Raw genomic sequence first — 14,857 nt, forward strand, 5'->3', positions numbered from 1 at the left:
TTTGGTAGGTAAAGCGTTTGACCTGCCAAAATAAACCTGTCCCTTTTTGGTCGGTCGCCGTTTGGGGGCGGATTGGCAACGCTCGCTGATTACGGTCTTGACCTGCGCTAGAATAGGGGCATCTGATTATCCGGGCGCATGGAGGTTTGCGCCCGTATGTTGAGGAGGACTTTATGGCAACTGTTGCCGCACCTATCGACGCTACGTCGACCGCCGCTTGGAAGGCGCTCGAGGCTCATCAGGAGAAGCTCGAGGCCGAAGGTATCGACCTCAAGGCCTGGTTCGCTGCCGATGCAGAGCGCGTGAACAAGCTGAGCTTTGACGCCGGTGACCTGCACTTCGACCTGTCCAAGAACCTGGTGACCGATGAGACCGTCAAGCTGCTGTGCGATCTTGCCCGCGAGGTGAAGCTCGAGGAGCGCCGCGACGCCATGTTCTCCGGCGAGCACATCAACACCACCGAGGACCGTGCCGTCCTGCACACCGCGCTGCGCCGCCCGGCAACCGAGAAGGGCCAGCTCATCGTCGACGGCCAGGACGTCGTCGCCGACGTGCACGAGGTCCTCGACCGCATGTACGCCTTTGCCGAGCGCGTGCGCTCCGGTGAGTGGAAGGGCGTTACCGGCAAGAAGATCGAGCATCTGGTGTCCATCGGCATCGGCGGCTCCGACCTGGGCCCGGTCATGGCTTACGAGGCTCTGCGCCCCTATGCCGACGCCGGTATCGACTGCCGCTATATCTCCAACATCGACCCCAACGACCAGGCCGAGAAGCTCAAGGGCCTGGATCCCGAGACCACGCTCGTGATTATCGTCTCCAAGACCTTTACCACGCTCGAGACCCTCACCAACGCTCGCGAGGTCAAGACCTGGATGCTCGAGCAGCTCAAGGCTCAGGGTGCCATCGACGGCTCCGATGAGCAGAACGCCGAGGCCGTGGCCAAGCACTTCGTTGCCGTTTCCACCGCACTCGACAAGGTCGAGGCCTTCGGCATCGACCCCGCTAACGCCTTCGGTTTCTGGAACTGGGTCGGCGGCCGCTATTCCGTCGACTCCGCCGTGGGTCTGTCGCTGATCGTCGTGCTCGGTCCCGAGCGCTTCCAGCAGTTCCTCGAGGGTTTCCACGCCATCGACGAGTACTTCTGCAATACCCCGCTCGAGAACAACGCCGTCGCGCTGATGGGCCTGCTCAACGTCTGGTACGTCAACTTCTTCGGTTCCAAGAGCCACGCCGTGCTGCCGTACTGCCAGTACCTGCACCGCTTCCCGGCCTATCTGCAGCAGCTCACCATGGAGTCCAACGGCAAGCACGTCCGCTGGGACGGCAGCGCCGTGACCTCCGACACCGGTGAGATCTTCTGGGGCGAGCCCGGCACCAACGGTCAGCACGCCTTCTACCAGCTGCTGCACCAGGGCACCGTGGTGGTCCCGGCCGATTTCATCGCCTTCGCCAACACTGCCAACCCCGCAACCGACAGCGGCCAGGATGTTCACGAGCTGTTCCTGGGCAACTTCCTGGCCCAGACCAAGGCGCTCGCCTTTGGCAAGACGGCCGATGAGGTGCGCGCCGAGGGCACGCCCGAGCAGATCGTCCCGGCCCGCTGCTTTGAGGGCAACCGTCCGACGACCTCGATCTTCGGCGATACGTTGACCCCGTTCTCACTCGGCGAGCTCATCGCCCTGTACGAGCACATCACGTTTGTCGAGGGCACGGTCTGGGGCATCGACTCCTACGACCAGTGGGGCGTCGAGCTGGGCAAGCAGCTTGCCAAGCAGATTACCCCGGCCTTCCACGACGACGCCGCCAAGGCCGAGCAGGACGCTTCGACCCAGGCACTCATCGAGTTCTACCGCGCTCACCGCAAGTAGTCTTTGTTGCTGAGATAGGTCATGGCCGAAGGGGCCCGTATCTGTTGGGATGCGGGCCCCTTTACTGTTTGCGACCAGAAATGACGGGCTGCGCAACGTCGCTAGCGGTCGAATTCGACCTGGACGCTTTGGGCTTCGGGGAGCTCTGCGTAGAGCGGGTGGTCCTCGAGCCCAAAGCGTTCGACCTGTTGGGGAGCGTGGCCGATGCGTGCCTTGAGGACGGTGTCTGCGGTCTGGGGACGGGTAGCGTTCATAGCGTTTCCAATCTGTGATGTGCTTGCCTGTTGGTGATGTGCTGGATGTCGTTGACGATGTGCTTGCTGTGCTCGATGTGCTGGGTTGGGTGCTATAGGGCCGATATACTCGAAGGTCGTTTATTGTGCGGTGGATGAATTCGGGTGTTCAGGCGGAATAACCGATGCACATGAATGCTCCGAGCGCCTTGGACCGCTATTTAGTTGTCGATAAAAGATGCTCGGTGTATGGGACGGAGCGATTGCGCCCCACGGCTACACGCTGTTCATGTTCGGGACAATATGACTTTTTACCCGTTGCAGACAGAGCCGCAGTAGGTGTTCTGTATGATGACTCTGGCAAGGTTGTTCAATGACAGGGAGGCTTATATGGCAATCAAAGCCATCGCAATGGATATCGACGGTACGCTCACCAACGACCAAAAGGTCATCAGCCCGCGTACGCGCGAGAAGCTGCTCGCGGCGCAGGAGTCGGGCATTAAGCTCATTTTGGCTTCGGGCCGTCCCGCATGGGGGCTGCACGCCTTGGCTCAGGAGCTCGACCTTCATAACCATGACGGTCTGCTGGTGGCCTTTAATGGCGCTCACGTCGTCGATGCCCAGACCGACGAGGTGCTGTTCGATCAGGCTATGCCTGCCGATGAATTGCATCGCCTGATTGATCATCTGCGTAATTTTGACGTGATCCCTATGATTTCGCTTGGTCGCGATCTGCACGTCGAGGACTCGTACCGCTGCATGATTACGCTGCCGGATGGCTCGCAGAAGAATATCGTCAAGTATGAGCGCGACGCGTGCGATCTTAAGATTCGCGAGGTGGAGAGCCTGCATGAGGTCGTGGACACTTATCCCGTGGACAAGCTGCTCACTGCGGGCGACCCGGCCTATCTGCAAGCGCATCACGAGGAGATGTATGCGCCCTTTACTCAGAAGCTTTCGGGTATGTTTACGGCCGACTGGTACTTTGAGTTTACGGCTCCCGGTATCGACAAGGCCCGCGCGCTCGAGGGTGCCCTGCCCAAGCTCGGCATCGATGCCAGCGAGGTCGTCTCGTTTGGCGACGGCCAGAACGACAAGTCCATGATTGAGTGGGCCGGCACCGGTGTTGCCATGGGCAACGCGGTTGACGAGGTTAAGGCCGTGGCCCAGATGGTGACTGCCAATAACAACGAAGACGGCATTGCGGTGGCGCTGGATAAGCTGCTGGGTTAGAATCGCCGATTAATGCATGGTTCGGGCGCCTGCTTACAGGCGCCCTTTTGTTAGGGAGGGTGCCGTGTCCGCATTTCCGTTCGACGCCGTTATCTTTGACATGGACGGCGTCATTGTCGATACCGAGTATTACTACCTGAGCGAGACTGCCGCGTTTGCCAAGGAGCTTGGGCTTAACCTGACTCAAGAGGAGTTGAACGGGCAGATCGGTACCTCACATCAGTTCTTCCTGCATATGCTGGTCGATTGGTTTGAGCGCGCCGGTAAGGGGCATTTCACTGGCGAGGAAGCGTTGGCCCGTTGGGACGAGTGGGCGCATAAGCGTCCGCGCGACTATCAGGCTTTGATTAACCCAGGCGCCGTGGATACGATTCGAGAGCTGCCGCGCCGCGGCGTTCGCGTGGCGCTTGCCAGCTCGTCTCCCATGGATAGCATCGAGGAAGTGCTCAATGCGTGCGGGCTGTCGGATGCCTTTGAGTATGTGGTGAGCGGCGAGCAGTTTAAGGAGAGCAAGCCCGAGCCCGACATCTACCTGCATGCGCTGGACCTGCTGGGACTTCCCGCGAATCGCTGCTGCTGCGTTGAGGATTCGGTGCCTGGTATCACTGCCGGCAAGCGAGCCGGCCTGACGGTCATTGCCAAGCGCGAGGAACGCTTCGGCTTTAGCCAAGATGCCGCGGACAAGATTATCGACCAGCTGCCGGAGCTGCTGGAGCTTGCGTAGGACTTGGACGGCACGTCTACCGTCATAATGGTATCGTTGTCGTCTTTTTGCCCAGAGGGGTTAGCGAAGGCCAAAAATAGAGTGTGCATTTGTTAAAACTGCCGATTCGATACGCTTTGCGTCACAATTTTTGAGCGAGGCGATGCGCATCGAGGTCCTTGTGAGCGATTTGATGAGCGACTGCGCGCTTGTTTCTGTGTTTGCCTCCGCTGGTGCATCGGTCTCGAGTAGTAAACGATCGAGTGGAATCTGTCGTGCGTATTCGCGTCCTCGTTTAGACGCGAGCATGCGTTCGTTGACAGAAAAATAGCAGCCCACATTACGCGCGCGGGTGAGTTCGTCCGAAGTACCGCTAAACCAGTGGAAGATGATAGCGGGGGAGTCGGGGTTTGGGATGAGTAGACCATGCGATTCGAGGACGTCCAGTACGGTTCCTGCCGAACGAACGGCGTGAATCGATATTACGCGCCCGGCAAGAGGACACTGCACGAGCGCATCGCAGAGCCGGTCAAGTGCCTGCATTTGAAGCGGTTCGCTTCCGGCAAAGCGCGCGGAAAAGTCGAGTCCGACTTCGCCGATATAGCGCTCTTGGGCAGCAACTTTGCAAAGCAGATTGATTTCGGCAGGACCGCAGCGGCCGTCGGCGAGCCACCAGGGATGGAGGCCAACGCCCGCGATAATGTTTGGGTAACGGCTGGCCCGCTTTTTTGCTGCCGCGAAGTCGCGCGGGTCGACCCCGCAATCAAAGACCCCCAGTCCTATAGCCGCAGTTTCGTCGGCAACAGCATTCGGGTAAGCCATCAAATCAAGATGGCAGTGTGCATCAAATAACCGGGGCTCCATCTCGGCGCACTCCGCTAGTTCAGGCGCTGGCCATCGGCGCGCACGCGCTCGGTGCCGCGCCCACTGATCTGGCGGATAACCTCGCCGGCAATCATCTGACCCATGATGGGCGGCATAAAGCTGGCGGTTCCGAGCTCGGTACGCTCGTGGATGTTGGAAGGGTCGCGGGGCTGTGTCTTAACCGATTCCTCGCAGCTAAACAATACATGTAGGCTCTTGATTCCGCGCTTCTTACATTCTTTGCGCATAATGCGGCTCATGGGGTCACGTACCGTATCGAAGATGTCGGCAAAGCGGAGGCACTCGGGATGGAGCTTGTTGGCCCCGCCCATGGAGCTAACCAAACGAATGTCGTGGTCCTGAGCATATTTGGCAATAGTGAGCTTGGCCGAGATGGTGTCGATGGCGTCGACGACGTAGTCGAGCTTGCCGCCCGTCTGCTCAAAAACGCTCGCAAAGAACTCGTCGATGTTGTCGCTCAACAGGTATTCGGTGCGCTTGATAACGGTGGCGGCGGGATTGATATCGCGAATCATGGCTTCCATCACGTCCACCTTGCGCTTGCCGATGGTGCTGTGAAAGGCGATGGCCTGACGGTTGATATTGCTGGGCGCGATGACGTCCTTGTCCAGAATGACGAAATGACCGATGCCGCCGCGGGCGAGTGCCTCGCAGCAATTGGAGCCCACACCTCCGCAGCCGAGCACCAGCACCGTAGCATCGGCGAGCTTATCGAGTGCCTCGCGGCCCATGATAATCTCGAGCTTGGTGTCGCGTGTCTCGATGGCGGCTGCGGCAACGGTTTCGGTCATAGATATCCTCCGATGGGGATTCGGTCGTGTTTTAGCTATCGCCATTATAGGTATTATTGCGATTCCATTTGAGCCCTTGGAGCTTGTTGAGATGGGATCGGGATTCGCATAAGATTGAAGCAGATGGCGACCGTTGCCGCGGGTTAGCCAACTCCGAAACACGTTTATGGCGTGAGAAGTGGCCGTCTTCGCATTACGCGGGGCGGCTATTTTTTTTGAGTACAAGATTAGATAGTTAGACAAACATCTAAATATCGAGTATAGTGTGCGCGTCGAACGAAATACTGAGAGGAGGTCCTATGCCGGGAGAGGGTTTTAAAGCGCTGGCCGATCCTACGCGGCGGCGTATTTTGGAACTACTACGCGAGGGCGACCGCACGGCTGGGGAGCTTGCCGAGCATTTCGATATCAGCAAGCCGTCGTTGAGCCATCATTTGGCGACGCTCAAAAACGCCGGGTTGGTGACCGATGAACGTCATGGCCAAAACATCGTTTACAGCTTAAACACCACCGTCATGCAGGACTTGATCGGTTGGTTTATGGGCTTTACAAACACTGAAGGTGATAAGGATGAATAACGAAAACAAGGGCATTCACGCCACGGGGGTATCGCCACGCGTGTGGATCGCGCTGGTCGCCCTGTGCGTCGCCAATATCGTAGCGCACCTTATGGTGATGCCGAGCTTGCCTGCGCAGATTCCCACGCACTGGGGCGCGAACGGCGTTGACGGTTGGGGTCCCAGCTGGATGGCCTCCGCGCACGGCGTGCTGCCCCTGGTGCTTCTCGCAATGTTCTGCGTGGTGCCGCGCATCGATCCCAAAGGCGAGGCATATCGAACCTCGGGCAAGTTCTATCAGGGCTTCGTAATCACCTTCACCTTGTTCATGTGCGCCATAAGCTGGCTGGGAGAGCTTACGGTCTGGGGCGTGGTGCCGGCGGTCGGTTCGGTCAACGCGCTGATTTCCGGTGCTGTCGGTTTGCTGTTCATTGGCGTAGGCAACTACTTGCCGCGTGTGAAGCAGAACTATACGCTCGGTATCAAGACGCCCTGGGCGCTTGCCGATCCCGAGAACTGGCGCCGTACGCAGCGTTTTGGCGGTGCCTGCTTTATGGTGCTGGGTGTTGGTCTGATTGTGATGGGCGTTGCGGGTAGCGTGCTTTCGAGTGAAGTTGTCGCCGCGATGATTGCGGTTCTGGCGTTTGGTTCGGTCGGAGTCGTCTACGTCTACTCGTATCTGCTGTGGCGCAAATCGCAGCGAGCCGCTCGTTAAGGTTGCGGAAAACTAGCGTACGCAGTTCATAGTATGTTCCGGGGGACTTTTCCCAGGTAGTATTAGGGGGTATGGGTAACCGTGCCCCTTTTTCGTTACGTTTTAGAGCTGGTTTTCTCATCTCGTTTCCACTAAAGCGAAACAAGAATAGGGAAACAGCAGGTAGAAAGGATAAAACAGGCAAATGGCAGAGTTTATCTACCAGATGTATCAGGCTCGCAAGGCTCATGGCGACAAGGTGATCCTTGACGACGTGACCCTGAGCTTCTATCCCGGTGCCAAGATCGGCGTCGTGGGCCCTAACGGTATGGGTAAGTCGACCCTGCTCAAGATCATGGCCGGCATCGAGGAAGTCTCCAACGGCGATGCCAGACTTACCCCCGGCTACACCGTGGGTATCCTGCAGCAGGAGCCGCCGCTCGACGACGACAAGACCGTCATCGAGAACGTGCGCATGGCATTTGGCGACATGATCGCCAAGGTCGATCGCTTCAATAAGATCGGCGAGGAGATGTGCGACCCGGACTGTGACATGGATGCCCTCATGGCCGAGATGGGCAAGCTCCAGGACGAAATCGATGCCGCCGATGGCTGGGATATCGATTCCAAACTCGGCCAGGCTATGGATGCCCTGCAGCTGCCCGATTCCGACATGCCGGTCAACGTGCTTTCCGGCGGCGAGCGCCGTCGCGTGGCCCTGTGCAAGCTGCTGCTCGAAGCTCCCGACCTGCTGCTGCTCGATGAGCCCACCAACCACCTGGACGCCGAGTCGATTCTGTGGCTCGAGCACTTCCTGCACAACTACCAGGGCGCGGTGCTTGCCGTCACACACGATCGCTACTTCCTGGATAACGTTGCCGAGTGGATCTGCGAGGTCGACCGCGGTCACCTCTATCCCTACAAGGGCAACTACTCCACGTATCTGGAGACCAAGGCCGCCCGTATCGAGGCTCAGGGTAACCGCGACGCCAAGCTCGCTAAGCGCATGGAGGCCGAGCTCGAGTGGGTACGCTCCAGCCCCAAGGCCCGTCAGGCCAAGAACAAGGCCCGTCTGGCTCGCTATGAGGAGATGGAGGCCGAGGCCCGCGCAAGCCAGAAGCTCGACTGGACCGACATCCGCATCCCTGTGGGCCCGCGTTTGGGCAACAAGGTGCTCGAGGCCCATCACCTGCACAAGGAGTTCGACGGTCGCGTGCTCATCGACGACCTATCGTTCACCCTGCCGCGCAACGGCATCGTGGGCGTCATCGGCCCCAACGGTGTGGGCAAGACCACGCTGTTCAAGACCATCGTGGACCTGGAGCCGCTGACTTCGGGCGAGCTCGAGGTGGGCGAGACCGTCAAGATCTCCTATGTCGATCAGAACCGCTCCGGCATCGACCCCGATAAGAACCTGTGGGAGGTCGTCTCGGACGGCCTGGACCACATGATGGTCGGCGAGACCGAGGTTCCCAGCCGCGCGTACGTGGCGAGCTTTGGCTTTAAGGGCCAGGACCAGCAGAAGCGCGCTGGCGTACTTTCCGGTGGCGAGCGCAACCGTCTGAACTTGGCGCTTACGCTCAAGCAGGGCGGCAACCTGCTGCTCCTCGACGAGCCCACGAACGATCTCGACGTCGAGACGCTGTCCTCGCTCGAGGCGGCGCTGCTCGAGTTCCCGGGCTGCTCGGTGGTCATTAGCCACGACCGTATGTTCCTGGACCGCGTCGCCACGCACATTCTGGCGTGGGAGGGCACCGACGAGAATCCGGGCAACTGGTATTGGTTCGAGGGCAACTTCGAGGCCTATCAGGCCAACCGTATCGAGCGCCTGGGCGAGGACGCAGCCCAGCCGCATCGTATTCACCGCAAGCTGACGCGTGATTAGTCGAGCTCAGGTGACCTAACGAGAAAGGGACGATAACCTTGAGGGTTATCGTCCCTTTTTTACTTGGTAGAAGGCTCGACTTTATCGATAGTCCAGGTGGCGCCGAGGCCGCCGGTGGTGTTGCGGCGGATGCGCACGGTGACTTCGTGGCGCTCGCCGGCCTGCGTGTAGCGCAGGGGGAAGCTTGCGCGGTTTCGCGAGACCTCAATGGTACCGCACTCGCGGGCGATCCAGTAGTACTCGCCGACGATGCCGAGCGTGTCGGCGCCATAGGGGAGATAGGTCGACAGCTGGTGTAGCAATGGGCCGGGGCAGAAGACCTCGGTTGCGAAATCGATAGGGAAGTCCTCGGGGATGGTCGGTGCTGCGGGCGCGGGGGTTGGGGCCACCGCGGGTACCGAAGCCGGTGCCGGTGCGGGAATTTGGTCGCAAGCAGCGGCGGGCACGGACTCGATGACGTGTGCGGGCTTTGGCGTCGCTTCCGGCTTGATCGTAGAATCTGCGGGCTCCACGGTGACAGGCGCGTCTGCGGCTGCGGTTTCAACCTCAACCTGCGTCGAGTTCTCGTTCTCGACGCTCGACTTTGCCTCGGCTGGCGTGGAGGCCATGGTGGTGATGCCGGCGTTTGCGTTCTCGGGGTCATAGACGACCGTGAGCGAGATGGCGGGCTGCGGCGTCTCGGGCTCTGGCGTCGACTCGGTAGCGTCTTGATCGTCGGGCTCGTCGGACTGATCGTCCTCGGGCTCGTCGCCAAAGACATCGCTGTTTTGGAACGCAGGCGTCTCGGGTTGGTTGGCGGCTTCTTCGGTTGTCGACTTGGGAGCCTCGTCGAGCTCCGCAGTGGCTTCCTGCTCTGATATGACCTCGGGATCGGTCGTGGCGGCGATTTCGGTTTCGGCTCCTGCTGTTACCTCAATAGCGACTTCGATCTCCGCCTCGGGCTCGGGTTCCGGCACGGCTTCAACCATGGCTTCGGGCTCGGGACGTTTAACGTGCTTGGGGCGCACGGCCTTCAGGTCCTTCTCGCCGCGCTTTTTCTTCTTGTAGGACTGCTTGGCTCCCTTGGCAGCCTTGGGCTTGTCCTCGCCCTTGGCAAGGGCGGCATCCCAGGCTTCGTTGGCGATGACGGTGGCATACAGACGGCCGCCCTTAAAGACGGTCAGCTTAATGCAGTCGTCGAGCTCCTCGAGCAGCTCGCGCGTGGACTCGAAGCCCAGGTCATAAGCGGCCATGTCACCAGCGGCGAGCGCCTCCTCGACCTGCGTCATAAACGTTTGCTTGCCGCACCCAATCGCGTCGCGCAGCAGGCGATACAGATAGATGTGGTTGCCCAGCGATAGTGCGGGCTTAACTATTGTCTTGCTCATGGCAAATCTCCTCTATACACACCAAAGCATCTTACCATCGCATGGGGCTTGCCATCTCGTCGCCCAAGGCAAACGGGCGCGACCGTTGCCGGTTCGCGCCCGTTATGCAGGTCGGTTATCTATGAGAGGCAAACGTGCTTAGTTGCCCGATGCCGTGCCTTGGCTCGAGCTGTCAGATGGGGTGCCGGACGCGGATCCGCTCGAACTGTTCGAACTGTTCGAGCTATTGGTGTTGCTGTTGTCGGTGGAGCTTGTGCCCGATGTATTGCCGTTTGCCTGGTCGCTCGTGCTCGGTTGAGAGCCGTCGGTCGTTTGGCTTGAGTCAGTCGTGCCGGATTGCGTGCCGCTGTTGTTTACAGAGGAATCGGCGCCCTGCGACTGATCGGGGGCGTTCGAGGACGAATCGGTGGATGCGGAGTCGCCCTGCGAGTCGTCCTGCTGGCTTTGCGATTGACCAGTGCTATCCGTGTCGTGCTCGGTCGTGCGCGACGATAGGATTGGCTCGGGGCGCTCGCCCAGACCCTCACCGGCGGTGGTGATAAGGATGGCGCCAGCGCAGGCGATGACCGCGACGATGGCGATGGCGATCGAGAAGACGATGACCTTCTTTTGCGTCTGGCTGCGCTCTGCCGCCGCCTTGGCACGCAGACTGTTGGGGGCGACGCGCGCCGTGGTCGCGCGCCCCGCAACCTGGCGCATCTCCTGTGTAATCGCGGCGCCGCCTAGGTGCTCCTCGGCATTAAGGTCAACGGGCTCATAGGCGCCGGCAGGGTAGTCGACGGCGGCGTGCGTACCTTTGAGGGCTTCGGCGCTGGCAGAGATAAAGTGGCGGTAGACCTGCGAGGACACAACGGTGATGACCGAGCTCACGGCGGCACCGATCACCGATCCGGCGATGCCGATCTTGGAAGCAAGTGCGACGCTCGTGGCGGCAGCTGCGGCGCCGGCGATGATTTGGGGAATGGAAATGTCGTCGAACAGGCCCTTTTTGGGCGCGATGGCCATGGTCTGTCCGATGGAATGGTTTTCGTGAACGCCGTTGTTGAGCGCGGCCGGTGTCATGACGCGCGTGCGCGGCGCGTCGGTGTACTTGGTTGTCATACGGGGCCCTCCCGGTGTAAATCTGCTTCGTTTCGTGTAGCCATCAGGGTACCCACCAGATGTGAATCGTACGTGACATTTAACAGATACCATCAACTCATCAATAGCTCACCAAATTGGTGGGATGCGGTTACACCCGGCGGTTGAACTACAATAGGGCTTGCTAATTGTTGTGAATGGCGTCTACGCACGGGAGCATTCTTATGAATCTTCACCTTTCTCAGTCTGATGGCTTTTTGCGTGTGGCGGCGGCCTCGCCGCGGATTCGCGTGGCCGATGTCGAGGGCAATGCCGAGGTTGCGCTGGCGGCTGTTCGCGAGGCGGTCGAGCGCGGTGTCCGTGCTCTGGTGCTGCCCGAGCTTAATCTGTGCGGCTATACCGCGGCTGATCTGTTCCATAACCGCACATTACTGCATACCTGCGAGACTGCACTGGCACATATTCTCGATGAAACCCGCGAGCTGCCGATTGTCTTTACCATCGGTCTTCCCGTTGAGGTGGCCGAGAATATCTACAACTGTGCCGCCGTGTGCTGCGCGGGCGAGCTTTTGGGCCTCACGGCCAAGAAGTATCTGCCCAACTATGGCGAGTTCTATGAGCGCCGTTGGTTTGCTCCGGCGCCCGCCGATCCCGTGTGGGTTGAGTTTGCCGGTCAGGGTCCGGTTCCGCTGGGTTCGGGGCTTGTCTACCGCTGCTGTGATGAGGGCGCCGAGGATTTGGTACTCGGTATTGAGGTCTGCGAGGATCTGTGGGTGCCGGCGCCCCCTTCGACCGAGATGGCGCTTGCCGGTGCGACGGTGATCCTCAATCCGTCGGCCTCGGACGAGATTATCGGTAAAGCAGACTATCGCCGCAGCCTTATCTCTAACCAAAGCGCGCGCCTGTACTGCGCCTATGCCTATGCAGACGCGAGCGAGGGCGAGTCCACGACCGACATGGTCTTTGCAGGGGAGAACCTCGTCTACGAAAACGGCTCGAAGCTCGCCGCCACGAAGCTCCTCACCTGCGATATGGCGGTGGCCGACGTTGACCTCGACCGCTTGGTTGCCGAGCGCCGTCGCTCGACCACGTGGACGCGCGCGGATGATGCGCCGGAGGCCACGATTGTTGAGTTTTCGTTTGAGGGCGTGCTGGCCGAAGAACCTGTCCTGCGTGATGCGCTCGACATCGACCGTGTTTTCCCCCGCGCGCCCTTTGTGCCGGCCGACCATGGTGACCTGTCCGGGCGCTGCGAGACGATACTCAATCTGCAGACTGCCGGCCTCAAGACTCGCCTTGCCCATACGGGTACCAAGGCTGCAGTCATCGGTCTTTCGGGCGGCCTGGACTCTACGCTGGCACTGCTTGTGACCGTGCGTGCCTTCGATGCATTGGGGCTGCCGCGCACGGGTATCACGGCGGTTTCCATGCCCGGCTTTGGCACGACACATCGCACCAAGTCGAATGCCGAGTCGCTCGCTCGCGACCTGGGTGTGAGCTTCCGCGAGGTTTCGATCCACACGGCCGTGGAGCAGCACTTCAAGGACATTGAGCACGACCCGGCAGTTCAGGACGTGACCTACGAGAACAGCCAGGCCCGCGAGCGTACGCAGATTCTGATGGATCTGGCTAACCAGGCTGGCGGTTTTGTCATCGGCACGGGCGACCTGTCGGAGCTGGCGCTTGGCTGGGCTACCTATAACGGCGACCACATGAGCATGTACGCCGTCAACGCGAGCGTGCCCAAGACGCTTGTGCGCCATCTGGTACGTTATGCCGCTGATGTCTTTGGCGGGCGTATTGCCGAGGTCTTGCTCGATATCCTCGATACGCCGGTGTCCCCCGAGCTTCTTCCGCCGACGGGCGACGGTGAGATTGCTCAGAAGACCGAGGATTTGGTGGGCCCGTACGAGCTGCACGATTACTTCCTCTATTACCTGCTGCGTTTTGGCTTTGAGCCGGGCAAGATCTACCGTATGGCGCTCAAGAGCTTTGAGGGTGTCTATGACGCCAAGACCGTCCACACGTGGTTGCGTACGTTCTATCGTCGCTTCTTTGCCCAGCAGTTTAAGCGCAGCTGTCTGCCCGATGGTCCCAAGGTGGGCTCGGTGACGCTCAGCCCGCGCGGCGATTGGCGTATGCCGAGTGACGCCAGCTCGCGTCTGTGGCTTGCGCGGATCGACGCGCTCAATCCAATTGACTAAGGTTGGCTAAATTGAACCAATACGGGGGTTGCAAGCGTTACACTTTTGCAATCTGATGGCCCGTATCGCGCGGCGCTCTTGTCGGAGCGCCGTATTTTTTATATCGAAAGGTGGCACCATGCAGGCATCGCAGCGTCTCGACCGCTTTGGCGCGGAGGTCTTCGCCTCGCTCAACAACAAACTTCTTGCGCTGAAGGCTCAGGGCAAGACCATTTACAACATGAGCGTGGGCACGCCCGACTTTAAGCCGTACGACCACGTGGTCGAGGCGCTCACGCAGGCCGCCCAAAATCCCGAGATGTGGAAGTATTCCCTGCGCGACCTGCCCGAGCTTAAGCAGGCCGTGTGCGATTACTATGAGCGTCGCTTTGGCGTTTCGGGCATTACGCCGTCCATGGTGCAGTCGTGCAACGGCACGCAGGAGGGCGTGGGTCATTTGGGCCTGGCCCTGCTCGATCCGGGTGACACCATTCTGGTTCCCGATCCGTGCTATCCGGTCTTTGAGGCGGGCGCGAAGATCGCCGATGCCAAGCTCGAGTACTATCCGCTGGTGGCGGAGCACAATTACCTGCCCTATGTGGCGGGCATCGATCCCGAGGTGGCCGATCGTGCCAAGTACATGATCGTGTCGTTGCCCGCCAACCCGGTGGGCTCGGTGGGCACGCCCGAGGTCTACGAGGAGATTATCGCCTTCGCCCGCGAGCACGACCTGCTGATCGTCCATGACAACGCGTACTCCGACATCGTGTTTGACGGCGAGCCCGGCGGCAGCTTCTTGCAGTATCCCGGCGCGCTCGAGGTGGGCGTGGAATTCTTCTCGCTTTCCAAGTCGTTTAACGTCACCGGTGCGCGCATCGGCTTTTTGGTCGGCCGTGAGGATGTGGTCTCTGCCTTTGCCAAGCTGCGCAGCCAGATCGACTTTGGCATGTTCTTCCCGATTCAGAAGGCCGCCATCGCCTGCCTCAATGGTCCGCGCGATGAGGTCGAGGCGCAACGTCTGAAGTACCAGGAGCGCCGCGATGCCCTGTGCGACGGTCTTGAGGACCTGGGCTGGGAGCGTCCCAACGCGCATGGCTCTATGTTTGTGTGGGCCAAGCTTCCCGGTGGCCGCACCGATTCCATGGCGTTTTGCGAGGAGCTTATGGAGAAGGCCGGCGTTGTGGTGACGCCGGGCGCGAGCTTTGGCCCTTCGGGCGAGGGGCACGTGCGCATGGCGCTGGTCCTGCCGCCCGATCAGATCGCTTTGGCTGTCGAGGCCATCCGCGAGGCGGGCCTGTATTAGAAGACTATTTGGGCTCGTCAATAGCTCGAAACCGATTTCGTGCAGTTATTTTACGAATCCTGCAAACAATTTCGG

At 60.0% G+C, this 14,857-nt stretch carries 13 protein-coding genes; 8 read left to right on the top strand and 5 right to left on the bottom strand.

The genetic code is table 11. The features are described from left to right. Positions 1-173 precede the first annotated feature (173 nt). Entirely contained in the window at positions 174-1,868 is a 1,695-nt protein-coding gene (pgi, locus tag ACTQXM_RS00450; protein WP_441536797.1) for a glucose-6-phosphate isomerase, read from the top strand. A gap of 101 nt (positions 1,869-1,969) precedes the next feature. Here the strand turns inward: pgi and ACTQXM_RS00455 are convergent, their stop codons facing one another. After that, positions 1,970-2,122 carry a hypothetical protein gene (locus ACTQXM_RS00455; RefSeq protein ID WP_441536799.1) on the bottom strand — a complete coding sequence of 51 codons (153 nt, stop codon included), beginning with the start codon at positions 2,120-2,122 and terminating at the stop codon, positions 1,970-1,972. 369 nt (positions 2,123-2,491) lie between these two features. On the opposite strand from ACTQXM_RS00455, the gene ACTQXM_RS00460 reads away from it, so the two are divergent. Together ACTQXM_RS00460 and ACTQXM_RS00465 are read left to right on the top strand one after the other, a co-directional pair. Further along, the gene (locus ACTQXM_RS00460) at positions 2,492-3,334 is read left to right on the top strand and encodes a Cof-type HAD-IIB family hydrolase (protein WP_441536801.1); all 843 of its coding nucleotides are present in this window, start codon (positions 2,492-2,494) and stop codon (positions 3,332-3,334) included. A gap of 64 nt (positions 3,335-3,398) precedes the next feature. Further along, entirely contained in the window at positions 3,399-4,058 is a 660-nt protein-coding gene (locus ACTQXM_RS00465; RefSeq protein ID WP_370450635.1) for an HAD family hydrolase, read from the top strand. A gap of 60 nt (positions 4,059-4,118) precedes the next feature. Here the strand turns inward: ACTQXM_RS00465 and ACTQXM_RS00470 are convergent, their stop codons facing one another. Beyond that, a complete protein-coding gene (locus ACTQXM_RS00470; RefSeq protein ID WP_441536803.1) occupies positions 4,119-4,901 on the bottom strand; it encodes a TatD family hydrolase in 783 nt (260 codons plus the stop codon). A gap of 14 nt (positions 4,902-4,915) precedes the next feature. After that, on the bottom strand, positions 4,916-5,713 hold the full coding sequence (locus ACTQXM_RS00475; protein WP_441536805.1) for a tRNA threonylcarbamoyladenosine dehydratase: 798 nt from the start codon (positions 5,711-5,713) through the stop codon (positions 4,916-4,918). 299 nt (positions 5,714-6,012) lie between these two features. Between ACTQXM_RS00475 and ACTQXM_RS00480 the strand changes: the two genes are divergently transcribed. The 3 genes from ACTQXM_RS00480 to ettA all read left to right on the top strand — a co-directional run bounded on the left by ACTQXM_RS00480 (position 6,013) and on the right by ettA (position 8,849). Next, entirely contained in the window at positions 6,013-6,291 is a 279-nt protein-coding gene (locus ACTQXM_RS00480; RefSeq protein WP_154517353.1) for an autorepressor SdpR family transcription factor, read from the top strand. After that, on the top strand, positions 6,284-6,985 hold the full coding sequence (locus ACTQXM_RS00485; RefSeq protein ID WP_441536807.1) for an SdpI family protein: 702 nt from the start codon (positions 6,284-6,286) through the stop codon (positions 6,983-6,985). The genes ACTQXM_RS00480 and ACTQXM_RS00485 overlap by 8 nt, the downstream gene beginning before the upstream one ends. 184 nt (positions 6,986-7,169) lie before the next feature. After that, positions 7,170-8,849 carry an energy-dependent translational throttle protein EttA gene (gene ettA / locus ACTQXM_RS00490; RefSeq protein WP_441536809.1) on the top strand — a complete coding sequence of 560 codons (1,680 nt, stop codon included), beginning with the start codon at positions 7,170-7,172 and terminating at the stop codon, positions 8,847-8,849. Positions 8,850-8,908: 59 nt separating this feature from the next. On the opposite strand, the gene ACTQXM_RS00495 is transcribed toward ettA, so the two are convergent. Together ACTQXM_RS00495 and ACTQXM_RS00500 are read right to left on the bottom strand one after the other, a co-directional pair. After that, the gene (locus tag ACTQXM_RS00495) at positions 8,909-10,216 is read right to left on the bottom strand and encodes a hypothetical protein (protein WP_441536811.1); all 1,308 of its coding nucleotides are present in this window, start codon (positions 10,214-10,216) and stop codon (positions 8,909-8,911) included. A 138-nt stretch (positions 10,217-10,354) separates the two neighbouring features. Continuing rightward, positions 10,355-11,317: a hypothetical protein gene (locus ACTQXM_RS00500; RefSeq protein WP_441536813.1), complete on the bottom strand. Its 963-nt coding sequence runs from the start codon at positions 11,315-11,317 to the stop codon at positions 10,355-10,357. Positions 11,318-11,520: 203 nt separating this feature from the next. Between ACTQXM_RS00500 and ACTQXM_RS00505 the strand changes: the two genes are divergently transcribed. Both ACTQXM_RS00505 and ACTQXM_RS00510 read left to right on the top strand, forming a co-directional pair. Further along, positions 11,521-13,500, top strand: coding sequence for an NAD(+) synthase (locus tag ACTQXM_RS00505; RefSeq protein WP_441536815.1), 1,980 nt, complete (start codon positions 11,521-11,523; stop codon positions 13,498-13,500). 118 nt (positions 13,501-13,618) lie between these two features. Further along, positions 13,619-14,782: a pyridoxal phosphate-dependent aminotransferase gene (locus ACTQXM_RS00510; RefSeq protein WP_154517336.1), complete on the top strand. Its 1,164-nt coding sequence runs from the start codon at positions 13,619-13,621 to the stop codon at positions 14,780-14,782. The last annotated feature ends 75 nt before the right edge of the window (positions 14,783-14,857 follow it).

Source organism: Collinsella sp. LCP19S3_D3 (genome assembly GCF_052121455.1).
In the GTDB taxonomy this organism is placed as follows: Bacteria; Actinomycetota; Coriobacteriia; order Coriobacteriales; family Coriobacteriaceae; genus Collinsella.